The sequence below is a fragment of the Pseudomonas shahriarae genome, from assembly GCF_014268455.2.
Lineage (GTDB): Bacteria > Pseudomonadota > Gammaproteobacteria > Pseudomonadales > Pseudomonadaceae > Aquipseudomonas > Aquipseudomonas shahriarae.
Genome location: NZ_CP077085.1, coordinates 3,575,616 through 3,601,951 on the forward strand (window position 1 = coordinate 3,575,616; position 26,336 = coordinate 3,601,951).

The following is a 26,336-nucleotide window of genomic DNA, read 5'->3' on the forward strand; positions in this document are numbered from 1 at the left end:
TAGGCGTCTCCGACATATTCAGTAACCTTATTTTTCGGGACCCTGAACACGGTGCGAGACACGCAAGTTTAGCGGCCGGGCAACGCCTGTCTAAAAGTGCGCTCTACTCCAGTACGGCATACCCCCAAGTTAGCGACCTGTGCAGGCTATTGAATAGTCTCGGAAACTACCTAGAAGCAATATCGGGCGGTATAACTGGGCGAATACTAGGAGGCCGCCCCCCAGGACCTGGCCCAATCTGACACCGCGGGTGTCGCACAGGGGCAGAAGATTCGGAAACTGCTCAGTGGCGCTTTCCATTGCCACGCTTGCGCTCCTGCACCAAGTGATGTTTTTGCCTAGACTGGAGTCTTGGCCGTATAACCGAATGCGCGTCAGAGCGTTGGCCAAAAAATACAAAAATAAGAGGATTCCCCCAAAATGTTCAAATCCATCTGTAAGGCACTCGCCTGCACGCTTGCTCTAGGGAGCATGAGTGCAGTCATGGCAGCTGATCCAGTCATCATCAAGTTCTCACACGTCGTCGCCGACCATACGCCCAAGGGCCAGGGCGCACTGATGTTCAAGAAGCTGGTAGAGGAACGCTTACCCGGTAAGGTCAAGGTCGAGGTTTATTCCAACTCATCGTTGTTTGGTGATGGCAAAGAGATGGAAGCCCTGTTGTTGGGGGATGTGCAGTTAATTGCGCCGTCATTGGCCAAGTTCGAACAATACACAAAGACCCTCCAGCTGTACGACCTGCCCTTTCTGTTTGATGACATCGCTGCAGTTGACCGCTTCCAGATGAGCCCGCAGGGCCAGGGACTGCTTAAGTCCATGGAGAGTAAAAACATCACCGGCCTGGCCTATTGGCACAATGGGATGAAGCAGTTGTCGGCCAACAAACCGCTGCGTGTTCCTGGGGATGCCCGAGGCCTGAAGTTTCGGGTGCAGGCTTCCGCCGTGCTTGAGGAGCAGTTCAAGGCCTTGCGCGCCAACCCGCGCAAAATGAGCTTTGCCGAGGTGTATCAGGGTTTGCAGACCGGTGTAGTCAACGGTGCAGAAAACCCTTACTCGAACATCTACAGCCAGAAAATGCATGAGGTACAGAAATACATCACCGAATCCAACCATGGTGTGCTGGACTACATGCTGATCACTAACACCAAGTTCTGGGACGGTCTGCCGCCGGATATTCGCAGTGAACTGGACAAGATCATCGTGCAGGTTACCGCGCAAGTTAACAAAGAGGCCGAACAGCTCAATCAGGACGCCAAGCAAAGCATCATTGCCGCCAAAACCACCGAAATCATTACCTTGACTCCTGAGCAACGCGAGCAATGGCGAGCCGCGATGAAACCCGTCTGGAAAAAATTCGAAGCTGATATTGGCCCTGAGCTGATCACCGCTGCGCAAGCCGCCAACACGGCTCAATGACCGGGAGGCAGGTGTTACCGACGTGGTAGCACCTGCCAGTCATTACGATACGGGAGATGCCATCCATGCAGGCCTTTCGGCGCATCTGGGAACACTTCGAGGAAGGCTTCATTGTCTTCCTTCTGGCCGCCATGACATTGGTAACGTTCGTCTATGTCATTCTCAACAATCTCTATACGCTTTTCTACCGTCTTGCCGACAACTGGGAAGGCGCCAGTAACGTATTGTTTGCCATGGGTGATGGCGTCATGAGCATGGCTCAAGCCATGACCTGGAGCACCGCACTCACCAAGGCGCTGTTCGGCTGGCTGATCTTCTTCGGCCTGTCCTATGGCGTGCGCACCGCCGGGCATATTGGCGTTGACGCGCTGGTAAAGCTGGCGAGTAAACCCGTCCAGCGGCTCATTGGAATCTTGGCCTGTCTTTGCTGCCTGCTCTATGCCGGCCTGTTCAGTACGGCCAGCTTCGAGTGGATTCATACCTTGATGTCGGCGGGAATAGGCGCCGAGGACCTTGGCCATTTCGGGATCATGCAGTGGCACATAGGGCTGATTGTCCCCGTGGGTTTTGCATTGGTTTTCATCCGTTTCGCTGAAATTTTCGTGCGCATCCTGCTGCACCGCCAAACCGGTCTCGGCCTGGCCGATGAAGCCGCTGACGTGATGAAACTGACCGAGCACGAGGACAATAAACCATGACCATTGCCTTCCTGTTCACGGCACTCTTCGCATTGATGTTCATTGGTGTGCCCATTGCCATTTCCTTGGGCTTGGCGGGCTCGCTGACCCTTGTATTTTTCAGCCCAGACTCAGTACGTTCCCTTGCAATAAAGTTGTTTGAAACGTCGGAGCACTACACCCTGCTGGCGATTCCGTTTTTCTTGCTTGCAGGCGCCTTCATGACCACCGGCGGCGTCGCACGCCGACTGATCGACTTTGCCAACGCCTGCGTCGGCCATATTCGTGGGGGGCTGGCCATCGCCGCCGTATTGGCCTGCATGCTGTTTGCAGCCCTTTCCGGCTCCAGCCCCGCGACGGTTGCGGCGGTAGGTTCGATCGCCATTGCCGGCATGGTGCGCTCTGGCTACCCGCAGGCATTCGGCGCGGGAATCGTCTGTAACGCGGGCACACTGGGTATCCTGATACCACCCTCAATTGTGATGGTGGTTTATGCCGCCGCCACCGAGACATCCGTTGGCAAGCTGTTCATGGCCGGCGTCATACCAGGCCTGTTGCTGGGGATAACGCTGATGGTGGCGATCTACATCGTCGCCGTTAAGAAAAACTTACCGGCCCTGCCACGTGCAACCCTGCGTGAGTTTCTGAGTGCTGCGCGTAAAGCCATCTGGGGATTGCTGTTGATGCTGATCATCCTGGGTGGCATTTACACCGGGATGTTCACGCCGACGGAAGCCGCCGCCGTTGCTGCCGTGTATTCAGCGTTCATCGCCTTGTTCGTCTATAAGGATCTGACGTTTCGCGAGACCCCTAAAGTGCTGCTGGACGCCGCCAAGTTGAGCATCATGCTGATGTTCATCATTGCCAACGCCATGCTCTTTGCTCATGTATTAACCACCGAGCAGTTACCCCAACAAATCACGGCCTGGGTGATCGAGGCGGGGCTGACACCGGTGACCTTCCTACTGGTGGTGAACATTGTCTTGTTGGTGGCTGGCGCCTTTATGGAGCCCTCGGCCATTATCCTGATCCTGGCGCCGATCCTTTTTCCAATTGCCATAAAGCTGGGTATCGACCCGATTCACCTTGGGATCATCATGGTGGTCAATCTGGAGATCGGCTTGATCACACCCCCGGTCGGTCTGAACTTGTTCGTGACGTCCGCGGTGACCGGCATGTCAGTGCCTGCCACCATCAAGGCAGCCATGCCCTGGCTGGTGCTGTTGCTGCTGTTCCTGGTGCTGATTACCTATGTACCCTGGATTGCACTGGCACTGCCCAACTGGCTGGGCATGAATTAATGCCCGCCCTCCCCAACCAGGCATCCTCCGCGAGGTCCCTAAAAGGAAATCGCTATGATCGATATGAGCCACACCGATGAGTGCATGGGGCGGTGGCTTATTGATCGGTACGGGCGCCGTGCTGTTGATACTGTTCAATGGACGTATCGCCGGCATCAGCGGCATCGTCGGCGGTCTGCTACGCCCGGTGCCCGGGGATGTCGCCGGCGAGCTACATTTGTGCTGGGGCTGTTGATGATTTCGTATTGGTATAAGGAGGCCACACAAGCCCTATTCCTTACATTAAACAGCGCATAGGGACCGACAGAGATTCTCTTTTTTCGTTTTTCGCTGATTGCGGTTCAATGCGAGAGGCCAAGGCTCGCGGGGCAGACCATTGCGCAAAGCGCTTTCATCGATAGGTGTAAGCCCACCTGAGCAAAGGTGGACTTGAGATTTTCGATAATGCCCCAGCGAGCAGCGTTCTGATTTGGCTAAAGGGTGTAAGAAATCCCCACTTGCACCGTACGTGGCTCACCCGGGTAGGCGTAGAAATTCAGGAATGAACCTTCTTCGTACTCACGATTGAACAGGTTCTTTATGTCGAGATTGAGCCTGACCTTTTCGTTGACCTTGTAGTAGCCAAGCAAGTCTACGACCGTGTAAGCCCCCATCGAGAACGTGTTGTTGGCGGTCTGGCCGGCACGCTCGGCCACGTATTTACCCCCCCCGCCGAGGCCCAACCCTTTCAGCGCGCCATCCTGGAATTCATACACATTGAGCAGGCTGAAGCTGTTGCGCGGAATGTTCGCCAAGCGCGTCCCGGTACGTACTGTAGTGTCTTTGGTCACTGCAGCATCCACATAGGCATAGCCGCCGATCACCCGCCACTCGGGCGTCAGGTTGCCGGCTATATTCAAATCGAAGCCGCGACTGCGTACCTGGCCTGTAGCGACTTTGAAGGCTGAGTCAACGGGGTCGTCCCCCTGGACATTTTTCTTGTCGATCTGGTAGATCGCCGCGTCGACGCTCAGCTGCTGGTCAAGCGCTTCCCACTTCACGCCCATCTCGTAAGACTTGCCCTTCTCCGGCTCAAACCCGCCGCCTTGGCGGCTGGCACCCGCGTTGGGCTTGAACGAGCGCGCGGCATTCGCGTAGATCGCGACAGTGTCAGTGAGGTCATACATCACGCCGACGCGCGGGGTGACGGCGTTGTCAGCAGAGTTCCAGTTTTTTACGCCGGGCACGTAGGATTCGTACTCGTGCTCGAAGCGCTCAAAGCGCGCACCAGCGAGCACCTTTAAACGCTCGGTCAGAGCCACTTGATCCTGTACGAAAGCTGCGTAAGTCTTGAGGTTTTCTTTGTCGTGGGTCGGCGTACGAGTCAGCGCCGGACGTGGCTGGCCATAGACCGGGTTGAAGATGTCAATTGGAAAATCGCCGCTGGAGCGTCGAATGATCGACTTGTAGTCGTAATCTTCGTACTCGACGCCAGTCAGCAACGTGTGATCAAGGCCACCCGTAGAAAAGTGCCCAGTCAGGTTCAGTTGATAGTCTTTATCGGTCCAGTCCAGCTTGCGGTAGTTGAAGTTGCGCTGGAGTGTTCGACCATCGGCATTCAAGCTGTTGGCACCGTTAGCCTCAACAGCATTACCCTTCATAGTCCCGTCCAGCCACTGGAAACCACCGCCCAGGGTCCAGTTGTCGTTGAGCATATGCTCGAAACGCAGCTGAGCCATGTTGTTATCGTTGTGCAGATTGCCGGCGTATCTTTCACCCCAGAAGGTGTCGCGGGACGGCGTACCGTGCTGGTTGGCGAAGCGGGTCAGGCCTCGGTCAAGCGGCTGGTTGTTGCGCATGAAGTCGCCTTCGAAAATCACCTTGGTGTCGTCCGTGACCTGCCAGCTCAGGACAGGCGTCACCCCATAGCGCTCGGTGGATACATGGTCGCGAAAGGTGTCTCCTCCCTCACCCACCAGGTTCAGGCGATAAGCCAGACGCCCTTGCTCATCCAGCGGGCCTGAAGCATCAAGGGTGCCACGTTTCATACCCTGATCGTCCAACTGGCTACCCAATGTGACCGTACGCTCAGGTAAAGGCTGCTTGGAGACCACGTTGAAGGTACCGCCGGGATCGCCCCGGCCATAAAGCATGGTCGCTGGCCCGCGAAGCACTTCGAGACGCTCAATGCTGTTGGCGTCCGGCATGCTTGGATAGCCCCGGTTAATCGGAAAACCGTTGCGGTAGAACTCTGCGGTTGTAAAGCCCCGCACGGTGAAACTGGTAAGCCCTTGCCCACCGAAGTTGTTCGCCCGGCCGACGCCACCGGCATAGTCCAAGGCCTCCTGCAAGCGGGTTGCACCAATATCCTCTACCACGTCTTTGGGCACCACGCTGATGGACTGAGGTGTCTCATGGATAGCGGTATCGGTGCGTGTCGCACTTGCAGAACGTGTAGCGCGATACCCTTTGACCGGCCCTTGAGCCGTCTCAGCGTCTATTTCGCCCGTGACATTGATGGCTTGCAGCTCAAGGCTGGCATTTTCGGAAGCGGCAACCTGCGTACAGACAAAAGGAGAAAACGCCTGAAGCACGCAAAGGGAAATCAAGGTACGACGCATGGAAGTTAGACCTAATGGATAAGCCGAATGGAAAGTAAACCTGCCAAAAAATTTGCAGCACACAATATACCAATCGTTCACATTTAACAGGGATTCTCATTTACCAACTATCGAATACCTGCTTTGTATCGGCCGAAAAACCAGAAAAAACGACTTGTAAGTAGGAGCAGCGTTTGACACTGCTCTGATAAAGAGAAAGGCCCACCAGCAGGATTACCACCAAAATCAAGCAGAGACTCGCAGAGCAGGGTGATTTTGCTCTGTATGCTCAAAGTAACAGTGCGTATGAGCACAACCTCGCCTGAATGGACAGGAACGAAAACGGGTGGCAGCCGCCAGCTGGGTTTTTCGGTACAAATTGGCTGGTAAGAGTCGAGATATGGGACTGGGCAGGCACCCCGAGGCAAGTCTGCCGTCGATCCGCTTGCCCATCGGAATGAAGAACTGGAAAGGCGACGGCTCTAAAAAGAGGCTGAGCGTTTAGCGCAGGATGCCGCCAAGGCGAAAGCAACCACTTTCAAAGAGGTCGCACTCGGCTACATCGTCGATCACAAACCAGGCTGGAAAAATACCAAGCATGCACAGCAATGGCAGGACACCCTATGCGTTCGCAGAAATAGGCAAACTTCCAACGCAGGAAATTGGCACTCAACACGTACTGAAAATTCTTAAGCCGATTTGGACAGTGATACCCGAAACCGCTAGCCGTGTGCGCAACCGCATCGAACGGGTTGTAGATGCGGTCAAAGCCGTGGGGCTGCGCGAAGGTGAGAATCCTGCTCGATGGGGACAAACTGCTGCCTCCTCGCGCCGAAGTACGTGCAGTGAAGCACCATGCAGCATTGGCATGGACAGAGCTTCCCGCCTTCATGAAGACCCTCGAAAAAGCAGAAGCGCTCAGCGCTAAAGCCCTCCGTTTACCATCCTGACGGCCTGCAGAACCAGTGAAGTATCGTGCAGTCATTGCCAGTGATTCGGGCTTGCCGAACGGTCGTATCCGAGAGTGCCATAGCGAACTCCTGAACAGAGTCAGGGCCAGATGCTCGTCTCGCTATCCATGCTGCTCCAGCAAAAAACCGATTCAGTGCACATCCAAATCCAAGATCCTCATTCGGGACTTAACGCACTGGATGGAGCTGGATTTCAGTGGTTCGCGCCACAACGAAAAAAGGACCCGAAGGTCCTTATTTCAATCACTTGCAGAATTCAGTGGAACTCTGCAGTGCTATGTTTGGAGCGGGAAACGAGACTCGAACTCGCGACCCCGACCTTGGCAAGGTCGTGCTCTACCAACTGAGCTATTCCCGCGTCTTGGTGATGCGCATTCTATAGAATCCTCACCACCCGTCAACCCCTTGATTCAAAAAAGTTTTATTTCTTTTCCACGGTCGTGCGCAGATGGGGCCAGGCGGCGCGCAGGTATTGCAGCATGGACCACAGAGTCAGGCCGGCGGCGATCAGTAGCAAGGCATAACCCAGCAGCACCCAGAAGGTGAAGCTCGACGGGTTGGCCAGCAGGATGACCAGCGCCAGCATCTGCGCAGCGGTTTTCCATTTGCCCATGTTGGACACGGCCACGTGGGCGCGTGCGCCGATTTCGGCCATCCATTCGCGCAAGGCCGAGACGACGATCTCGCGACCGATGATCACGGCCGCCGGCAGGGTCAGCCACAGGTTGCCGTGCTCCTGCACGAGCAGCACCAGCGCCACCGCAACCATCAGCTTGTCGGCCACGGGGTCGAGGAACGCGCCAAACGGCGTGCTTTGCTCCAGGCGTCGTGCCAGGTAGCCGTCCAGCCAGTCGGTCGCGGCCGCAAAGGCAAAGACCGAACTGGAGGCCATGTAGCTCCAATCATAAGGCAGGTAAAACAGCAAAATGAAAATCGGTATGAGCAGAACGCGTAGAACGGTGATCAGATTAGGGATATTCATCGGCACAACTGGCTACGAGGTGAGAAGGCATTCTACTCGCTGTGTAGGTTTGCATAAATCAACTCAGCGAGCTTTTTACTGATTCCGGGGGCTTTGGCTATTTCTTCAATGCTGGCACGGGACAATTCCTGCAATCCACCAAAATGTTTCAACAGTTCGCGTCGCCGCTTCGGCCCTACCCCCGCCACCCCTTCCAGGGTGGAGGTACGCCGGGTTTTACCACGTCGGGCGCGGTGACCGGTAATGGCAAAACGGTGGGCTTCGTCGCGAATCTGCTGAATCAGGTGCAATGCCGGTGAATCGCCCTTCAAAGTGAACTCATGGGCGGCATCATTCAAGTACAACGTTTCGAAACCGGCCTTGCGCGTCGTGCCCTTGGCCACGCCGAGCAGGATCAGGTCGGGCACCGCCAGCTCGTTGAGCACGTCACGGGCCATGGATAACTGGCCCTTGCCGCCGTCCACCAGCAGGATATCCGGCAGCTTGCCCTCGCCGTCCTTCAATTTGCTGAAGCGCCGGGTCAGGGCCTGGTGCATGGCCGCATAGTCATCGCCTGGGGTGACGCCTTCGATGTTATAGCGTCGATAATCGGACTTGATCGGCCCTTCCGGACCAAAGACCACGCAGGACGCCACGGTCGCCTCGCCGCTGGAATGGCTGATGTCGTAGCACTCCAGGCGTTGCGGTGGCTCGTCAAGCTTGAGCACGTCGGCCAGCGCTTCAAAGCGTGCGGCAACGTGCTGGCGGTTGGCCAGGCGCGCGCTCAGGGCCTGTTCGGCGTTGGTCACCGCCAGTTGCTGCCAGCGCGCACGGGTGCCGCGCACGCGGTGGCTGATGTCCAGCTCGCGGCCGCGCAGGGCGTGAATGGCGTCAATCAATGCGGGGAAGTCTTCGTGAACCACGTTGACGATCAGTTCACCCGGCAAGTCGCGCTCGGGACTGCTGACGTAGTACTGGCCGAGAAACGCGGCCATGACCTCGGCCACTTCCTCCTCGATCCCGGTCTGGGGAAAGAAGTTCTTGCTGCCCAGCACCCGGCCACCACGCACGCTGATCAGGTGCACACAAGCCCCGCCCGGATTGACGAAGGCCGCAATCACGTCGACATCACCGGTACCGCCTTCCATGCTCTGCTGGTCCTGCACCCGTCGCAACAGGGACACCTGGTCACGCAGTTCGGCGGCCCGCTCGAAGTCCAGGACACTGGCTGCCTGCTCCATGGCGCCGGACAGTTCGTCGGCCAGGGCGTTGCTGCGCCCTTCGAGGAACATCACCGAGTGACGTACGTCTTCGGCATATTCCTGAGGCTCGACCAGCCCGACGCAGGGCGCCTTGCAACGCTTGATCTGGTATTGCAGGCACGGGCGGGTGCGGTTCTTGTAGAAGCTGTCTTCGCACTGGCGCACGAAGAAGGTCTTTTGCAGCAGGCTCAGGCTCTCGCGGATCGCCCCCGCGCTGGGGTAAGGGCCAAAATACTTACCCTTGTGCTTCTTCGCCCCGCGATGGATGCTCAGGCGCGGAAAGTCACCGTCCGACAGAAACACATACGGGTAGGACTTATCGTCACGCAGCAGAATATTGTAGGGCGGCCGCCATTCCTTGATCAGCGTCTGCTCAAGCAGCAGCGCCTCGGTTTCGTTGGCCGTGATGGTGGTTTCGACCTGGGCGATACGCCCCACGAGGGCGGCCGTCTTCGGCGCCAGGCCGGTTTTGCGGAAGTAGCTGGCCAGGCGCTTCTTGAGGTTCTTGGCCTTGCCCACGTACAGCAGGCGCGCCTCGCTGTCGAACATGCGATACACGCCTGGCCGGCCGCTGCAGGTCGCAAGAAATGCACTCGGATCAAACACGGTGTTTATTTCAGAGGCTTGCATTTCAGGCGCTGGCGTCCACCATGCCGTGGCGAACCGCCAGCAAGGTCAGTTCAACATCACTGCTGATTGATAGCTTCTCGAAAATTCGATAACGGTAGGTGTTCACGGTTTTCGGCGACAGGCAAAGCTTGTCGGAAATCGACTGGACCTTCTGGCAGCCGACGATCATCAGGGCGATCTGAATCTCGCGCTCGGACAAGGCATCAAACGGCGAGTCGCTGACCGGCTGAAAGGACTTGATCGCCAATTGCTGGGCAATCTGCGGACTGATGTAGCGCTGGCCGGCAAATACCAGGCGGATAGCCTGGACCATTTCCGCGAGCCCCGCGCCTTTTGTCAGATAACCTGCTGCGCCAGCCTGCAGAAGCCGGGTAGGAAAAGGGTCTTCTTCGCAGACCGTAACAACCACGACCTTGATGTCCGGATGACTGCGCAACAGTTTGCAGGTCGCACCAAGACCACCAATCCCCGGCATCTTGACGTCCATCAAGACCACATCGGGTTTCAATTCACGCGCTTTGATCAGGGATTCCTCCCCCGACTCGGCCTGACCGACTACTTGCAGGCCATCGATGTCAGCCAGCATTCGTGTAATGCCTGTACGAACGAGATCATGGTCATCGACTACTAGCACCCTAATCAAGCAGACACCTCGCGAAATGGTCTTATAGGTTGCTGAGCACCTTAGCAAAAAACCAAGGCACAGACCTAGCTGAACGCGTCATATATATAGAGTTTCAATACACTACGAACGCCTGCCGAGCGGCAGGCGGGGGTGTTTCCTGGGCAAAAGGTCAGGATTCCTTGAGGATCGACCGGGGTTTTCCACTCGCCGCTGAGGAATGCTCTGCCAAGGTGCTGGTCAGTCTGCGGATTGCATCCTGGTCCTCTTTAAACATCGCACGGTAGTTACCCAAGACCTTTTCTTCGATCTGGCTCAGGTTGTCCAAGTGGATGGGCGTCGGGCTACCTGTCAAAACAAACAGAATATCGACACCCTTCTCTGCCACGCGGGATAGGTAATCGGCCTTCGGCGCGCGCCCACCGCTTTCGTATTTTCCCTGTGCGTTTGCCTCCACACCTCCTATTTCACCAAAAACCTTTTGCGACAAGCCCAGTCGCTCTCTTTCTTGCCTTAAGCGCGAACCTATTCCACTCATTTGGATGTAATATCCTTTATGGCACACCCCAAGAGGTGACGATGTCATCTCGTTTTACACAAACTTGAACGGTTTTGAACTATGCCCGGAATCCGTACTGCTGCACAAGCCAAAGCCTGGCTGGAACATCAAGGCAAGTCGGTTCAGGCATTCGCCAGGGAACATGGCGTGGACCCGGCGACCACCTATCAAGTGCTCGCTGGGCGCAAAAAGGGGCGGCGTGGAGAAGCCCATAAGGTGGCGGTCCTTCTGGGCATGAAAGAGGGGATCATCCTTAACGAGGCGCAAAGCCTGTGCAATGATCAGGAGATCGGCTCCTAAAGAGCAGTATGCACCGATTCAAGTTGAGCGCGAGGTTTACCGGGACGACTGCGCTGACAGACAAACAGACTCCATCCGCCAGAAACAGCCCTCCTCACCGACAATACTCAGGCCCCGACGCTGATACAGCCTTTTTGCCGGATTGGTCTTGAACACCGTCAATCGCAAATAACCCCGGCTTTCGGCCCGAGCCTTGGCGAACATCTGCTCCAGCACCCAACTGCCAGCGCCCTGGCGGCGAAAATCCTCGAGTATGTGCAGCTCGCGAATATACAGCGCGTTGTCATCGCGGCTCAGACTGACGAACCCCACCAGCCTGTCCTCTTGGCAAATCAACCAGTTTTCCCGCCCGGCCCAGGCGGTGTCGAAGCCTTTGTCGGACCATGTCAGATCGTACTGCCGATAGTAATGGCCCATCGCCTGATGCGTCAGGCTGCGTGCAAAGGCCAAGTGCTGATCCGATGCGGCCTTGAGGGTGAATGCCATCGCGGCGTACTCCATTGCGTTACAGCATGACCTGCCAACCACTCCAGTTGCCGGCCTCCCTGCGGGCTATTACCAAGGCGTCGCCCACCCCCGGCGCAGCCGCAATCAACTCGCCATCAGGCCCCCAGATTGCGCTGCGCCCGGCACACGCCCAGCCACCGGACGGCCCGCCATGATTGGCCATCAGCACCACCATCGAGTGTTCGCTGGCGTACCCCTGAAGCAACGCACTATCTGCGGCGTAACCGCCCTCGCTGATCAATACACCCGCTGCATAGACTGTAGCCCCAAGCGCCGCCGCATCACGCGGATGGCTGGCGTGGGAAAAGTCAGCGCAAACCGCCAGGGCAATCCGGTCCTCGCCCCACACCAACGCCTTGCCACCCGAGCCCGGCACAAATGCCGCGTCTTCACCGGGGTGCAGATGCTGCTTGCTGTACACCGCCAATGAGCCATCCGCCGCCAACACCAGCGCACCAATCAGCACCCCGCTGCTCGACGCCAAGCGAATCGGCATACCCACCACCACCGTCATCTGCAGCTCACGCGCCAGCTCTCGCAGGGGCGCAAGCACCGTATCGTCCGGCGCAATCGCCAGCTCCCGCGCCAGCGCGGGCTCGTAACCGGTCAGGGACAACTCCGCAAACACCAGCAGTTGTACGCCGTGCTCGGCGGCCGCAACCATCAACGCCAGGTGACGCTGGATATTGGCCGCCAGGTCGCCAGCAATGGAACAGGTCTGGGCACTGGCAATAATCAAAGCGGTCATGCTCGCATCCTGGCAATCATTGGGACTATCCATCCAGCATATCGGGACTTGCGCCATAGCGCTAAGTCGCTCATCGCGATAGAAATTACTGATTGAATCCAGCGGCATCCCTCAGTTAAGCTCCACCCCATCATTTGGAGAAACACCATGTTGCCACTCACTCTCACCCAGGCCTGCCCTACTGCCGACGCCCAGCGTTCGGTCGTGGCTACCCGCGTGAACGGTTTGAGCGCACTGGTCAGCTTTTATTTTGGGTATTGGTTTAGCCACTGGCGCGCCTGATACCTGAAATCGGCGCCCACTACTCAAGGGGTCGCCTGCCAGAGAAATCTAACCCCCGGTCGGCTCCCCGACCGGGGGTTTTGTTTTTCCAGCCCTGAACAATTTTTGCTACACACCGAACTTAAAGGAAATCACACCATGAACTTCACCACTTATTACCGTTACGACACCTGCACCGCCTGGCGATTTAGCAAGCTCCGTTCGGGACAGCCTGCCGCCTCCGATCGGTCACCTATTGGTGGCAAGCCAACACACGCAGCCAATACGGCCAATTGTCGAACACCCCAGTAGGGCAGAGCGCGCGGGAACAGCCCGCCGCTTGCCCAGGAAGCAGAAATCATGAACTCCTCTATCGCCGCACTGCCCGTTACCACCCTGTCCAGCGCCAATGAAGCGCTGACCCAGCGTTTGCCCAGCGCCCTTGAGCTCAAGCACCAATTGCCCCTGAGCCCGTTCCTGACCGAGCAAGTCAACGCTCATCGCCAGGCCATCCGCGCGATTCTCAATGGTCAAGACTCCCGCCTGCTCGTCATCGTCGGCCCCTGCTCGATCCATGATCCCGAATCCGCCATGGAATACGCGCGCAATCTGAAGAAGCTGGCCAATGACGTCAGTGACCAGATGCTGCTGGTGATCCGCGCCTACGTCGAAAAACCGCGCACCACCATCGGCTGGAAAGGCCTGGCCTACGACCCGCACCTGGATGGCAGCGATGACATGGCCGCCGGCCTCACGCTGTCGCGGGAACTGATGCGCGAAATGCTGCGCCTGGGCCTGCCGGTCGCCACCGAACTGTTGCAACCGATGGCCGCCGGCTACTTCGACGATGTGCTCAGTTGGGTGGCCATTGGCGCCCGCACCACCGAATCGCAGATCCACCGGGAAATGGCCAGCGGCCTGGGCATGCCCGTCGGCTTCAAGAACGGTACCGACGGCGGCGTAGCCATCGCCTGTGACGCCATGCGTTCGGCGGCCCACCCGCACCGCCACTTCGGCGTCGACAGCCAGGGCCATCCGGCGATCATCCAGACCCCGGGCAACGCCGACACCCACCTGGTGTTGCGCGGCGGCCACCGTGGCCCGAACTACGATCGCCAGAGCGTGGCCCAAGTCAAGACCGACCTGGCCAAAAGCAAAGTGGCCACGCGGATCATGGTCGATTGCAGCCACGCCAACAGCGGCAAGGACCCGATGCGCCAACCGGCGGTATTCAATGACGTGCTGGAGCAACGCTTGCAGGGCGACACCTCGCTGATCGGCATGATGCTGGAGAGTCATTTGTTCGAAGGCTGCCAGCCCCTCAGCCCGTCGATGCGCTACGGCGTCTCGGTGACCGACGGCTGCCTGGGTTGGGACGGGACTGAGCAGTTGCTGCGTGAAGCAGCCGCACGTCTGCGCGATCAAGCCTGACGTAAATCAGCGGAACTTTGCCGGGAAATAACCGCCTGAATCCGGTACGCTCACCTTTTTTATTCAAGGAGTTACCCACCATGGCCAAAGCCACCGCCCGTCACATCCTGGTTGCCACCGAAGACAAGTGCAACGAACTGAAAGTCCAGATCGAAGGCGGCGCTGATTTCGCAGTAGTCGCCAAAGCCAACTCCAGCTGCCCATCGAGCCGCGACGGCGGCAACCTGGGTTCGTTCGGTCCTGGCCAGATGGTCAAGGAATTCGACGCGGTCGTATTCAGCGCACCGGTCAATACCGTGCAAGGCCCAGTGAAAACCCAGTTCGGTTATCACCTGCTGGAAGTGACCAGCCGCCAGGACTGATCTACGTCTTCGCAGCACTCAACGGCCCGCCTTTTGGTGGGCCGTTGTGTTTGCGGGGTCACCAGGTGACTGGCGACCCGCGCACGGTTAGGGTACAAGTCCCCTTCCTTCTTCACCCGGTGCTCAAGGCTGATAATGCGACTGGATTTCCTCACGTTCGTTGGCTCTACCCTGGCCCTGCTGCTGGCGAGTACCGCCTCGTTCGCAGCCCCGCAACATGCATTGACCGTCTACGGCGAGCCAGCCAAGTACCCTGCCGGCTTCAGCCATTTTGACTATGTAAACCCCGACGCCCCCAAGGGCGGCAGCCTCAAGCGCTCGGCCCTCGAGGTCGGTCGCTTCGACCATGTGCTGCCGTATATCGACAAAGGCATCGGCGTCAGCCAGTTGGACGGCTGGGTGTATTCGCCCCTGGCCTACCGCTCACTGGATGAACCCTATACCGTCTACGGCCTGGTCGCGCAAAAGATGGAGCGCGCCGAGGACGGCCTGTACCTGCGATTTTTCCTCAACCCCAAGGCACGTTTTGCCGACGGCAAGCCGATCACCGCAGAAGATGTGCGCTACAGCTACAACCTGCTGATGACCCAGGGCAGCCTGCGCTTTCGCACACTGTTTGCCGACGTCAAGCACGTCGAGGTCGAAGGCCCGCTGCAAGTGCGCTTTGACTTCGCCAGCAATGAAAACCGCACCCTGCCCCTGGATCTCGCGACCCTGCCGGTGTTCCCCGAGCATTGGTGGAAGAGCCGCGACTTTGCCAATGGTGGCGGCTATGAAGCGCCTCTGGGCAGCGGCCCGTACAAGGTCAGCAAAATCAATGCCGGCAGTACCATCACCTTCCAGCGCGATCCCGACTGGTGGGGCAAGGACTTGCCCGTCAGCCGCGGCCTGTACAACTTCGACCGCCTGAGTCTGGAGTACTTCGGCGATACCGAAGTCGCGCGCCAGGTCCTGCGCGGCGGTGCCTACGACTTCAATCGCGAGTTCTCCGCCACCGGCTATTCCATCGGCTACAACGGCCCGGCCCTGGACGATGGCCGCCTGCAACGCGCGCACCTGGCCAAACACGCCCCGCAAACAGCCCAGGGCTATGTGTTCAATGTGCAAAAACCGATGTTCCAGGACCGCCGCGTGCGCCAGGCCCTGGCCATGCTCTGGGATTTCGAGTGGGCCAACCGGCAGATGATGCGCAACCTGTATATCCGCCAGCAAAGCTACTTTTCCAACAGCCCACTGGCCGCCACTCAATTGCCCGACGCCCAGGAGCTGGCGATTCTCGAGCCCCTGCGCGGGCAGATCCCCGACGAAGTCTTTACCCAGGTGTTCAAGGCGCCGACCACCGACGGCAGCGGCATGATCCGCGACAAGCAGCTACAAGCCCTGGCCCTGCTGGAAGACGCCGGCTGGACGCCCAAGGGCGACAAACTGGTGAATGCCGCCGGCGAGCCCCTGGAGTTCACCTTCCTCAATGTGCAAAACGGCCTGGAACGCCTGCTGCTGCCCTATAAACGCAACCTGGCGCAGATCGGCATCACCCTCAACATCCGGCGCATCGACTCGTCCCAGTACGTCAACCGCCTGATGACCCGGGACTACGACATGATCGTCACCGGCTTCCCGGTCACCACCTCGCCGGGCATGGAGCTGTACAACTACTTCGGTTCGTCGTCGGCGTTCGACCCGGGCAGCAACAACTACATCGTCCTGCAAAACCCGGCGGTCGATACCCTGGTCACCGGCCTGGTACGCGCCACCACCCAGGCACAGATGCTCAGCTACGCCCATGCCCTGGACCGGGTGCTGCAATGGAATTACTACTGGATCCCCAATTACTACCCGCCCGGCACCTCGGCCGCGTGGTGGAACCGCTTCGGTCGCCCGGCCATCGAGGCCAGCAACGACGAAGCACTGGAATCGTGGTGGGAAGTCAGCCCCACGCCACTGACCAATGAGCAGATGAAAGCCGAACTGAGCAAGCCGCGAGGTGCCCACTGATGTTTGCCTATATCGTGCGGCGCCTGCTGCTGATCATCCCGACCCTGGTGATTATCCTGCTGGTGAACTTTGTGATCGTCCAGGCCGCGCCCGGCGGGCCGGTGGAGCAAGCCATCGCCCACTTGCAGGGGATTGGCGGCGGGGGCGTCGGCGGCTCGGCCGGCGACGGCGTCAGCAGTGGCTCCCGCGCCAGTCGCGGCCTTGACCCCAAGCTGATCAAAGACATCGAAAAACAATACGGCTTCGACAAGTCCGCCCCCGAACGCCTGTGGCTGATGCTCAAGAACTATGCCCAGCTGGATTTCGGCAACAGCTTCTTTCGCGGCGCCACGGTGATCGACCTGATCCTGGAAAAGTTGCCGGTGACCCTTTCCCTCGGCCTCTGGGCAACCCTGATCACCTACCTGGTGTCGATCCCCCTGGGGATCCGCAAGGCGGTGCGCCACGGCAGCAGTTTCGATGTATGGAGCAGCACCGCCATCGTCATTGGCTACGCGATGCCGGCCTTCCTGTTTGCGATGTTTTTGATCGTGGTCTTTGCCGGCGGCAGCACCTTGAACTGGTTCCCGGTGCGCGGCCTGGTGTCGGAGAACTTCGAGCAACTGAGCACCCTGGGCAAGATCGCCGATTACTTCTGGCACCTTGTGCTGCCGGTCAGCGCCCTGGTGATCGGTGGTTTCGCCACCTTGACCATCCTCACCAAAAACTCGTTCCTCAATGAAATCACGCGTCAGTACGTGGTCACGGCACGCGCCAAAGGCCTGAGCGAGCGGCGCGTGCTCTACTGCCATGTGTTTCGCAACGCCATGCTGCTGGTGATCTCCGGGATCCCCCAGGCGTTTATCAGTGTGTTCTTCGCCGGCTCGCTGCTGATCGAGGTGATCTTCTCCCTCGACGGTCTGGGCCGCATGAGCTACGAAGCGGCGGTGTCGCGGGACTATCCGGTGGTGTTTGGTTCGCTGTTTATCTTCACCCTGTTTGGCCTGCTGATAAAACTGATCGGCGACCTCTGCTACACCCTGGTGGACCCGCGTATCGACTTCGCCGCGAGGAACGCCTGATGCTCAATCTGTCTCCCGTGGCCCGTCGCCGCTTCGAACGTTTCAAGCAAAACCGCCGGGGCTGGTGGTCGCTGTGGCTGTTTATCGGCCTGTTTATCCTGACCCTGGGCGGCGAGTTGATCGCCAACGACAAACCCCTGGTGCTCAGCTATCAGGACCAGTTGTATTTCCCGGTGTTCAAGCGCTACACCGAGCAGCAGTTCGGCGGGCAACTGCCATTCCAGGCCGACTACCGCAGTGACTACGTGCAGCAACTGATCAAGCAAGACGGCGGCTGGATGCTGTTCCCGCCGATCCCCTTCAGCGACGACACGCCCAACTACGAGCTGACCCGCCCAGCCCCCAGCCCGCCGTCCACGGTGAACTGGCTGGGCACCGACGACCAGTCCCGCGATGTGCTGGCGCGGGTGATCTTCGGCGCGCGAGTGTCGATCCTGTTCGCCCTCGGCCTGACCCTGATCAGCGCCGTCATCGGCATTGCCGCCGGCGCCTTGCAGGGCTATTACGGCGGCTGGGTCGACCTGCTCGGCCAGCGCATCCTTGAAGTGTGGTCGGGGCTGCCGGTCCTGTACCTGCTGATCATCCTCTCGGGGTTTGTCGAGCCGAACTTCTGGTGGCTGCTGGGGATCATGGCGCTGTTTTCCTGGCTGGCCCTGGTGGATGTGGTGCGTGCCGAGTTCCTGCGCGGGCGCAACCTGGAGTACGTGAAAGCCGCACGCGCCCTGGGCCTGGGCGACGCCAAGATCATTCGCCGGCACATCCTGCCGAACGCGATGACCGCCACCCTGAGCTATCTGCCTTTTATCCTGACCGGGGCGATTTCCACCCTCAGCGCCCTGGACTTTCTCGGCTTCGGCATGCCGGCGGGCAGCGCGTCCCTCGGTGAGTTGATCGCCCAGGGCAAGCAGAACCTGCAAGCACCGTGGCTCGGGCTCACGGCCTTTTTCACCCTGGCGCTGATTCTGTCACTGCTGGTATTTATCGGCGAGGCGCTGCGTGACGCCTTCGACCCACGATCATGAAGGGCGATGCATCCATGACTGACAACCTGATCGAGATCCGCGACCTGTGCGTCGCCTTCAGCGGCCAGACCGTGGTGCGCAACCTGAGCCTGGATGTGCGCCCCGGCGAGTGCCTGGCACTGGTGGGCGAGTCGGGCTCGGGCAAGTCGGTGACCGCCCATTCGATCCTGCAACTGCTGCCCCAGGCCGGCACCGTTACCACAGGGTGGGTGCGCTATCGCGGCCAGGAGCTGATCGGCGCCGAGGCCGGCACCCTGCAAAAGCTGCGCGGCAACCGCATCGCGATGATCTTCCAGGAGCCGATGACCTCCCTCAATCCCTTGCACAGCATCGAAAAGCAGATCGGCGAAACCCTGCTGCTGCACAAGGGCCTGGGCGGCAAGGCGGCGCAGGCACGCATCCTCGAACTGCTGGACCTGGTGGGCATTCGCGCCCCCCAGGAACGCCTCAAGACCTACCCCCACCAGTTGTCGGGTGGCCAGCGCCAGCGGGTGATGATCGCCATGGCTCTGGCCTGCGAACCGGAACTGCTGATCGCCGATGAGCCGACCACCGCCCTGGATGTGACGGTGCAGCGCAAGATTCTGCTGCTGCTCAAATCCTTGCAGCAACGCCTGGGCATGTCGCTGCTGCTGATCAGCCACGACCTCAACCTGGTGCGCAGCATTGCCCAGCGCGTGTGCGTGATGCAGGCCGGGGAAATTGTCGAGCAGGCCGACTGCCAAACCCTGTTCAATGCCCCGCAACATCCCTACAGCCGCCTGCTGCTGGATGCCGAACCGGTCGGTACCGCGCTGTGCCAGGATCAGCGCGAGACGGTGTTGCAGGTCGCCGGCCTGAGTGTGCGCTTCCCCATCGGTGGCGGGCTGTTCCGGCGCAAGCAGTACCTGCAGGCGGTGGACGGCATCAGCCTGGACCTGCAACGGGGCAAGACCCTGGGAATCGTCGGCGAGTCCGGCTCCGGCAAGTCCACCCTGGGCCAGGCGATCCTGCGTCTGCTCGACTCCAGCGGCAGCATCCGCTTCCAGGGCGAGGCCCTCGACAACCTCAGCCAGAAACAGATGCGCCCGTGGCGCAAGCAGATGCAGGTGGTATTCCAGGACCCCTACGGCAGCCTCAGCCCGCGCATGTCGGTACAGCAGATCATCAGCGAAGGCCTGGAAGTACACGCGCCATGCAGCCCACAGGAGTGTGACGCCCAGGTGATCAAAGTGCTGCAGGATGTGGGGCTCGACCCGGCCAGCCGTCACCGCTACCCCCACGAATTTTCCGGCGGCCAGCGCCAACGCATCGCCATCGCCCGCGCCCTGGTGCTGCGCCCGGCCTTGATGCTGCTGGACGAGCCGACTTCGGCCCTGGACCGCACCGTGCAAAAACAAGTGGTGGCGCTGCTGCGTGAACTGCAGGAAAAATACGCCCTGACCTACCTGTTTATCAGCCATGACCTGGCCGTGGTACGGGCCATGGCCCACGATATGATCGTGATCAAGGATGGCCAGGTGGTTGAGCGCGGGCCATGCGCTGACGTCTTTGCCGCGCCACAGCACCCCTACACTCAAGAGCTGCTTGCTGCCGCGCACGCTCCCCTGTAGGAGCCGGCTCCTACCATTGAACTCATCCTTTATTTTTGGCGCCCCGACCATGAACACCACCGAAAGCCTCAAGGACTACCCGCACGTTCGCGGCCTGGCGATCCAGTCCCTGTTCGAGATCATCGAGCAGTCCAGCGAAGGCACGGTGATTGTCGACCGCGACGCCAACATCGTGTGGATGAACGAGCGCTACGCCAAGCGCTTCGGCCTGAAAAGCGCCGACCAGGCCATCGGCCAACCTTGCGAGCGGGTGATCTCCAACAGCCTGTTACGCCAGGTGGTGCGCAGTGACCAGCCGATCCTCCTGGATATCCAGGACACGCCCAAAGGCCCGTTGGTGGTGATGCGCCTGCCGATCCACGACGATGCCGGCAAGGTCATCGGCGCCATCGGCTTTGCCCTGTTCGATGAGTTGCGCAACCTCTCGCCGATGATCGAGCGCTACCTGAGCATGCAACAGGAACTGGCTTCGACCCGCTCGCTGCTGCGTTCACGCCAGAGCAAGTACAACTTCGCACACTTTATCGGCACCAGCGCTGCCAGCCTCGAGGTCAAGCGCCGGGCGCGGCGCAGCGCGAGTGCCGAGTCGCCGGTGTTGCTGCTGGGCGAGACCGGCACCGGCAAGGAGCTGCTGGCCCAGGCCATCCATGGTGCGTCACCCCGAGCCAATAAAGCGTTTGTCAGCATCAACAGCGCCGCCATCCCCCATGACCTTCTGGAAGCCGAGTTCTTCGGCACCGCGCCCGGCGCCTTCACCGGCGCCGACCGCAAGGGCCGCCCCGGCAAATTGCAAATCGCCCAGGGCGGGACGTTGTTCCTCGATGAAATCGGCGACATGCCATTGCCCCTGCAAAGCAAACTGCTGCGGGTGCTGCAGGAGAAAGAATTTGAGCCGGTGGGCTCCAACGAGATGATCCACAGCGACGTGCGGGTGATTGCCGCGACCTCCAACGACCTGGAAGCGGCGATCAAGCGTGGCGAGTTTCGCGCCGACTTGTATTACCGCCTCAACGTGTTGCCGATCCAAGTCCCGCCCCTGCGCGAACGCCTGGACGATATCCCGGCGTTGAGTGAAGCAATCCTCGAAGAACTGCGCAGCCAGCATGAACTGGACCGCGAAGCCCTGGCACTGCTGGCCCGGCATGCCTGGCCGGGGAATATCCGCGAGCTGCGCAACGTGCTGGAGCGCGCCGCGTTGCTCAGTGATGACCTGGTGTTGGATGCGCAGGAGATTCGTGCGGCGATCGGCACCTTCAGCCCGGTGGAGCGTAGCGCTGTGGCGCCCGTAGAGGTCGAAACCTTCAGCGTGGCGCGGGAGCGGTTTGACCGGCAGTTGATTGGTGCAGCGTTGCGCCAATGCGGGGGCAATGTGATCGAGGCCGCCAAGCAATTGGGGCTCGGGCGTTCGACGCTGTACAAGAAGATGGTGGCGCTGGGCATCGAGCAATCTCAATAAAGAGATATAAATCTCACAACAAAGACACCTCCATGTGGGAGCGGGCTCGCCCGCGAATGCGGTCTATCAGCAACAAAATCATTGCCTGACACAGCGCTTTCGCGAGCAAGCCCGCTCCCACATTGGAATTTCATCTGTCTTGAAATAGAGACTCAGCATGAAAACCACAGCTCAGAAATTATAAATATCCATATATATCAATAAGTTACAAACTTGGCACGCTTCCCGCTATAGCCCCTTCCTACAGCTACACCCCACAACAATAACAATCCGATGGAGACACACCATGAGTGTGATCATTGCCCTGGCGGCGCTCGCGCTGCTGATGCTGGCTGCCTACCGTGGCTATAGCGTCATCCTGTTTGCCCCTATCGCCGCCCTCGGCGCGGTGTTGCTCACTGACCCTTCCGCCGTTGCCCCAGCCTTTACTGGGGTGTTCATGGAAAAAATGGTCGGCTTTATCAAACTGTATTTCCCGGTGTTCCTGCTCGGCGCGGTGTTCGGCAAGCTGATCGAGCTGTCGGGCTTTTCGCGCTCGATTGTCGCGGCCGCCATCCGCTTGCTCGGCACCCGCCAGGCGATGCTGGTGATCGTGCTGGTGTGTGCCTTGCTGACCTACGGCGGCGTGTCGCTGTTTGTGGTGGTGTTTGCGGTGTACCCGTTCGCCGCCGAGATGTTCCGCCAGAGCAATATCCCCAAGCGCCTGATCCCGGCGACCATTGCCCTGGGCGCGTTCTCGTTCACCATGGACGCCCTGCCCGGCACGCCGCAGATTCAGAACATCATCCCCAGCACCTTCTTCAACACCACCGCCTGGGCCGCGCCCTGGCTGGGCGTGATCGGCACGATCTTTGTGTTCTGCGCCGGCATGCTGTACCTGGCGCGCCAGCGCAACAAGGCCCAGCGTGCCGGTGAAGGCTATGGCACCGACTTGCGCAACGAGCCGGAAACCGCCGAAGACCTGAGCCTGCCCAACCCGTGGATCGCCCTGTCGCCGCTGATTCTGGTGGGGGTGATGAACCTGCTGTTCACCCACTGGATCCCGCAGTGGTACGGCAAGACCCACAGCCTCGCCCTGCCGGGCATGAGCGCACCGGTGACCACCGAAATCGCCAAGCTCACCGCGATCTGGGCGGTGCAGGCGGCCTTGCTGGTGGGGATCATCATGGTCCTGGTGTTCGGCTTCCAGGCGATCAAGAGCAAGCTGGCCGAAGGCAGTAAAAGCGCAGTCAGCGGCGCGCTGCTGGCGGCGATGAACACCGCTTCGGAATACGGCTTCGGCGCGGTCATCGCCTCGTTGCCAGGCTTCCTGGTGCTGGCGGACTGGCTCAAGGGCATCCCCAACCCGCTGGTCAACGAAGCGATTACCGTGACCCTGCTGGCCGGCATCACCGGCTCGGCGTCCGGCGGCATGAGCATCGCCCTGGCGGCCATGTCCGAGAGCTTTATTTCCGCGGCCCATGCCGCCAATATCCCTCTGGAAGTGCTGCACCGGGTCGCGGCCATGGCCAGCGGCGGCATGGACACCCTGCCGCACAACGGCGCGGTCATTACCCTGTTGGCGGTCACCGGGCTGACCCACCGCGAAGCCTACAAGGATATTTTCGGCATCACGATCATCAAGACCCTCGCGGTGTTCGTGGTGATCGGTACTTTCTACGCCACCGGTATTGTGTGAGGTTTTCATGACGACATTGAACGGCAAGACCGCCCTGGTCACCGGCTCCACCAGCGGCATCGGCCTGGGGATTGCCCTGAGCCTGGCCAAGGCCGGCGCCAATCTGATCCTCAATGGGTTCGGCGATGCCAGCGCGGTGATCGCCCAGGTGCAGGCCTTCGGCGGCAAAGTCGGCCATCACCCGGCGGATGTCAGCGACCCGGCGCAAATCGCCGAGATGGTCGCCTACGCCGAGCGCGAGTTCGGCGGCATCGACATCCTGGTGAACAACGCGGGCATTCAGCATGTGGCGGCAGTGGAAGACTTCCCGGTGGAGCGCTGGGACTCGATCATCGCGATCAACCTGTCGTCGGTGTTCCACAGCACGCGCCTGAGCCTGCCGGGCATGAAGACCAAGGGCTGGGGACGGATCGTCAATATCGCCTCGGTACACGGCCAGGTCGGCTCGGTCGGCAAGGCCGCGTACGTAGCGGCCAAGCACGGGGTGATCGGCCTGACCAAAGTGGTCGGCCTGGAAACCGCCACCAGCAATGTGACCTGCAATGCCATCTGCCCCGGCTGGGTCCTGACCCCGCTGGTGCAAAAGCAGATCGACGATCGCATTGCTGCAGGCGTAGACCCGCAACAGGCCCAGCATGATCTGCTGGCCGAGAAGCAGCCCTCCCTGGAGTTCGTTACCCCACCGCAACTGGGTGAACTGGTACTGTTCCTGTGCAGTGAAGCCGGCAGCCAGGTGCGTGGCGCGGCGTGGAATATTGATGGTGGGTGGTTGGCCCAGTAACCCAAACATCGCAAATCCCCTGTAGGCGCAGGCAAGCCTGCGCCTACAGTTTGGATGTGTGGTGCCTGGCAGATTTCATACAAGAACAAGAGAGTGCGCCATGTCCGATATCCTCTGGCAACCCAGCCCGGAACGCATCCACACCACCCGGATGGACCAGTTCCGGCGCTTTATCAATGATCGCCACGCCTTGCAGATCAACGATTACCCCACCCTGCACCAATGGAGCATCGACCAGCGCCCGGATTTCTGGGCGGCGATTGTCGAGTTCTTCGACGTGCAGTTTCGTACGCCACCCAGCACCGTGCTGGTGGAAGGCACGCCGATGCCCAGCGCCCAGTGGTTTCCCGGCGCCACCCTGAACTTTGCCGAGCACCTGCTGCGCCGCCGCGATGACCACCCCGCCGTGGTCGCCATCGGCGAAGACAGCCAGCGCGAACAACTGAGCTATGCCGAACTGGCCCGCCACGTCGCCGGCCTGCAACGCAGCCTGCAAGCGGCGGGCGTGGGCCTGGGTGATCGGGTGGCGGCGTGCATGCCCAATACCTGGCAAACCCTGGTTGGCATGCTTGCCACCACCAGCCTCGGGGCGATCTGGTCGTGTTCCTCGCCGGACTTCGGCACCCAAGGGGTGATCGACCGCTTCGGCCAGATCGAGCCCAAGGTGCTGATCACCTGCGCCGGTTATCGCTATGCCGGCAAGCTGATCGACCAGAGCGCCAAGCTCAATGAAATCCTCGACCGCCTGCCGTCCCTGCAACACCTGATCATTGTGCCCTACGCCCGGCCCGAGGCGCGCGTCGAGGATTACCCGACCCAGGCCAACGTCGCCCTGTGGGATGACTTCTACCGCCCCGGCGGCGAACCGCAGTTTGTCGCCGTGCCCTTCGACCATCCGCTGTACATCCTCTACTCCAGCGGCACCACCGGCGTGCCCAAATGCATCATCCACAGTACCGGCGGCGTGCTGCTGACTCACCTCAAGGAACATGGCCTGCACGCCGACCTGTCACACGACGACTGCCTGTTTTACTACACCACCTGCGGCTGGATGATGTGGAACTGGCTGGTGTCGGCCCTGGCCATCGGTGCCACGGTAGTGCTGTACGACGGCTCGCCGTTTCATCCGGGGCCGGAGCGCCTGATTGACCTGATCGACCAGGAGCGCATCAGCGTGTTCGGCACCAGCCCGAAATTCCTCGCCACCCTGGAAAAGGCTGGCCTGCAACCGCGTCGCAGCCATGACCTGGGCAGCCTCAAGGGCCTGATCTCGACCGGCTCGCCCCTGTCGCCCCAGAGCTACGACTACGTGTACCGCGACATCAAACAGGAGCTGTGCCTGTCGTCGATGTCGGGCGGTACCGATATCGTCTCCTGCTTTGTCATCGGCAACCCGGTGCTGCCGGTACGGCGCGGCGAAATGCAGTGCAAGAGCCTGGCGATGGCCATCGAAGTGTGGGACGACCAGGGCCGGGCGCTGGTCGGTGAAAAAGGCGAACTGGTGTGCACCCGGCACTTCCCGGCCATGCCCATTGGCCTGTGGAATGACCCACAGGGGGAAAAACTGCGCGCCTCGTATTTCAGCCAGTTCCCCGGCGTCTGGGCCCAGGGCGACTATGCCGAGCAGCGCGCCAATGGCAGCCTGCTGATCCATGGCCGTTCGGATGCGGTGCTCAACCCCGGCGGCGTGCGCATCGGTACGGCGGAAATCTACCGCCAGGTGGAAAAAGTCCCCCAGGTCCTGGAAAGCCTGGCCATCGGCCAACGCTGGCAGGACGACGTGCGCGTGGTGCTGTTTGTGCGCCTCAATGACGGCGAACACCTGGACGCCGCGCTTGAGCAGCAGATCCGCGAGGTGATCCGCGCCAACACCACGCCGCGCCATGTGCCGGCAAAGATCCTCAGTGTCAGCGACATCCCGCGCACCATCAGCGGCAAGATCGTCGAGTTGGCGGTAAGAAATGTCGTGCATGGCGAACCGGTGAAAAACACCGATGCCCTGGCCAACCCCGAAGCCCTGGAGCAGTTTCGCGACCGCCCTGAGCTGGCATAAAGGATGAAAGGTTTCAGCGCCCACACACTCATTTGAAGATAAACCCCTCAAGCATGCTATTTTTCGAGGGGTAGGCAGCCGTTTCCGCAGCACGGGATAATCGGCCTCTGT

Annotated in this window: 24 protein-coding genes and 1 tRNA gene; 17 read left to right on the forward strand and 8 right to left on the reverse strand. The window is 60.0% G+C overall.

Annotated elements, in window-relative coordinates:
* The first annotated feature begins 420 nt into the window (after window positions 1-420).
* From HU773_RS15800 to HU773_RS15815, 4 genes are all read left to right on the forward strand, one after another.
* A complete protein-coding gene (locus tag HU773_RS15800; RefSeq protein WP_057959265.1) occupies window positions 421-1,416 on the forward strand; it encodes a TRAP transporter substrate-binding protein in 996 nt (331 codons plus the stop codon).
* A gap of 65 nt (window positions 1,417-1,481) precedes the next feature.
* Window positions 1,482-2,114, forward strand: a complete 633-nt coding sequence (locus tag HU773_RS15805; protein WP_057959264.1) for a TRAP transporter small permease — start codon at window positions 1,482-1,484, stop codon at window positions 2,112-2,114.
* Entirely contained in the window at window positions 2,111-3,394 is a 1,284-nt protein-coding gene (gene dctM, locus HU773_RS15810) for a C4-dicarboxylate TRAP transporter large permease protein DctM (RefSeq protein ID WP_057959263.1), read from the forward strand. The genes HU773_RS15805 and dctM overlap by 4 nt, the downstream gene beginning before the upstream one ends.
* A gap of 76 nt (window positions 3,395-3,470) precedes the next feature.
* Window positions 3,471-3,629, forward strand: a complete 159-nt coding sequence (locus tag HU773_RS15815; protein WP_178118094.1) for a YeeE/YedE family protein — start codon at window positions 3,471-3,473, stop codon at window positions 3,627-3,629.
* A 238-nt stretch (window positions 3,630-3,867) separates the two neighbouring features.
* Here the strand turns inward: HU773_RS15815 and HU773_RS15820 are convergent, their stop codons facing one another.
* Window positions 3,868-5,994, reverse strand: coding sequence for a TonB-dependent siderophore receptor (locus HU773_RS15820; RefSeq protein ID WP_057959262.1), 2,127 nt, complete (start codon window positions 5,992-5,994; stop codon window positions 3,868-3,870).
* Window positions 5,995-6,571: 577 nt separating this feature from the next.
* On the opposite strand from HU773_RS15820, the gene HU773_RS27815 reads away from it, so the two are divergent.
* Window positions 6,572-6,901, forward strand: a complete 330-nt coding sequence (locus tag HU773_RS27815; protein ID WP_408980310.1) for a phage integrase central domain-containing protein — start codon at window positions 6,572-6,574, stop codon at window positions 6,899-6,901.
* A gap of 325 nt (window positions 6,902-7,226) precedes the next feature.
* Here HU773_RS27815 and HU773_RS15825 read toward each other — a convergent pair.
* The 5 genes from HU773_RS15825 to HU773_RS15845 all read right to left on the reverse strand — a co-directional run bounded on the left by HU773_RS15825 (window position 7,227) and on the right by HU773_RS15845 (window position 10,957).
* Window positions 7,227-7,302: transfer RNA gene (locus tag HU773_RS15825), tRNA-Gly, on the reverse strand.
* A gap of 63 nt (window positions 7,303-7,365) precedes the next feature.
* A complete protein-coding gene (gene pgsA / locus HU773_RS15830; RefSeq protein WP_057959261.1) occupies window positions 7,366-7,926 on the reverse strand; it encodes a CDP-diacylglycerol--glycerol-3-phosphate 3-phosphatidyltransferase in 561 nt (186 codons plus the stop codon).
* Between the two features lie 32 nt (window positions 7,927-7,958).
* Window positions 7,959-9,782, reverse strand: coding sequence for an excinuclease ABC subunit UvrC (gene uvrC, locus HU773_RS15835; protein WP_120734438.1), 1,824 nt, complete (start codon window positions 9,780-9,782; stop codon window positions 7,959-7,961).
* A gap of 16 nt (window positions 9,783-9,798) precedes the next feature.
* A complete protein-coding gene (gene gacA / locus HU773_RS15840) occupies window positions 9,799-10,440 on the reverse strand; it encodes a response regulator transcription factor GacA (protein WP_029293774.1) in 642 nt (213 codons plus the stop codon).
* A 151-nt stretch (window positions 10,441-10,591) separates the two neighbouring features.
* The gene (locus HU773_RS15845; protein ID WP_057959260.1) at window positions 10,592-10,957 is read right to left on the reverse strand and encodes a helix-turn-helix domain-containing protein; all 366 of its coding nucleotides are present in this window, start codon (window positions 10,955-10,957) and stop codon (window positions 10,592-10,594) included.
* 81 nt (window positions 10,958-11,038) lie between these two features.
* Here HU773_RS15845 and HU773_RS15850 point away from each other — a divergent pair, with 81 nt between their 5' ends.
* A complete protein-coding gene (locus tag HU773_RS15850; protein ID WP_057440874.1) occupies window positions 11,039-11,278 on the forward strand; it encodes a DNA-binding protein in 240 nt (79 codons plus the stop codon).
* A 36-nt stretch (window positions 11,279-11,314) separates the two neighbouring features.
* Here the strand turns inward: HU773_RS15850 and HU773_RS15855 are convergent, their stop codons facing one another.
* Together HU773_RS15855 and HU773_RS15860 are read right to left on the reverse strand one after the other, a co-directional pair.
* Window positions 11,315-11,764, reverse strand: coding sequence for a GNAT family N-acetyltransferase (locus tag HU773_RS15855; protein WP_120734439.1), 450 nt, complete (start codon window positions 11,762-11,764; stop codon window positions 11,315-11,317).
* Window positions 11,765-11,783: 19 nt separating this feature from the next.
* Window positions 11,784-12,533, reverse strand: a complete 750-nt coding sequence (locus HU773_RS15860) for a carbon-nitrogen hydrolase family protein (protein WP_120733400.1) — start codon at window positions 12,531-12,533, stop codon at window positions 11,784-11,786.
* Between the two features lie 147 nt (window positions 12,534-12,680).
* On the opposite strand from HU773_RS15860, the gene HU773_RS27565 reads away from it, so the two are divergent.
* The 11 genes from HU773_RS27565 (at window position 12,681) to HU773_RS15910 (ending at window position 26,225) form a co-directional block, all read left to right on the forward strand.
* On the forward strand, window positions 12,681-12,815 hold the full coding sequence (locus HU773_RS27565; RefSeq protein ID WP_258571517.1) for a hypothetical protein: 135 nt from the start codon (window positions 12,681-12,683) through the stop codon (window positions 12,813-12,815).
* Window positions 12,816-13,154: 339 nt separating this feature from the next.
* Window positions 13,155-14,225 carry a 3-deoxy-7-phosphoheptulonate synthase gene (locus HU773_RS15865; RefSeq protein ID WP_057959258.1) on the forward strand — a complete coding sequence of 357 codons (1,071 nt, stop codon included), beginning with the start codon at window positions 13,155-13,157 and terminating at the stop codon, window positions 14,223-14,225.
* A gap of 80 nt (window positions 14,226-14,305) precedes the next feature.
* On the forward strand, window positions 14,306-14,587 hold the full coding sequence (locus HU773_RS15870) for a peptidylprolyl isomerase (protein WP_128592944.1): 282 nt from the start codon (window positions 14,306-14,308) through the stop codon (window positions 14,585-14,587).
* Between the two features lie 135 nt (window positions 14,588-14,722).
* Window positions 14,723-16,582 carry an extracellular solute-binding protein gene (locus HU773_RS15875; RefSeq protein WP_186625652.1) on the forward strand — a complete coding sequence of 620 codons (1,860 nt, stop codon included), beginning with the start codon at window positions 14,723-14,725 and terminating at the stop codon, window positions 16,580-16,582.
* A complete protein-coding gene (locus HU773_RS15880) occupies window positions 16,582-17,643 on the forward strand; it encodes a microcin C ABC transporter permease YejB (RefSeq protein ID WP_057959256.1) in 1,062 nt (353 codons plus the stop codon). The genes HU773_RS15875 and HU773_RS15880 overlap by 1 nt, the downstream gene beginning before the upstream one ends.
* Window positions 17,643-18,665, forward strand: a complete 1,023-nt coding sequence (locus HU773_RS15885) for an ABC transporter permease (protein ID WP_057959255.1) — start codon at window positions 17,643-17,645, stop codon at window positions 18,663-18,665. Before HU773_RS15880 ends, HU773_RS15885 begins: the two co-directional genes overlap by 1 nt.
* Before the next feature lie 14 nt (window positions 18,666-18,679).
* A complete protein-coding gene (locus HU773_RS15890) occupies window positions 18,680-20,257 on the forward strand; it encodes an ABC transporter ATP-binding protein (RefSeq protein WP_186625651.1) in 1,578 nt (525 codons plus the stop codon).
* A gap of 49 nt (window positions 20,258-20,306) precedes the next feature.
* Complete coding sequence (locus tag HU773_RS15895; protein WP_186625649.1) at window positions 20,307-21,713, forward strand: sigma-54 interaction domain-containing protein; 1,407 nt, start codon at window positions 20,307-20,309, stop codon at window positions 21,711-21,713.
* Window positions 21,714-21,999: 286 nt separating this feature from the next.
* The gene (locus HU773_RS15900) at window positions 22,000-23,391 is read left to right on the forward strand and encodes a GntP family permease (RefSeq protein ID WP_057959253.1); all 1,392 of its coding nucleotides are present in this window, start codon (window positions 22,000-22,002) and stop codon (window positions 23,389-23,391) included.
* Between the two features lie 7 nt (window positions 23,392-23,398).
* Entirely contained in the window at window positions 23,399-24,172 is a 774-nt protein-coding gene (locus HU773_RS15905) for a 3-hydroxybutyrate dehydrogenase (protein ID WP_057440854.1), read from the forward strand.
* A 100-nt stretch (window positions 24,173-24,272) separates the two neighbouring features.
* A complete protein-coding gene (locus HU773_RS15910; RefSeq protein ID WP_186625647.1) occupies window positions 24,273-26,225 on the forward strand; it encodes an acetoacetate--CoA ligase in 1,953 nt (650 codons plus the stop codon).
* Window positions 26,226-26,336: the final 111 nt, after the last annotated feature.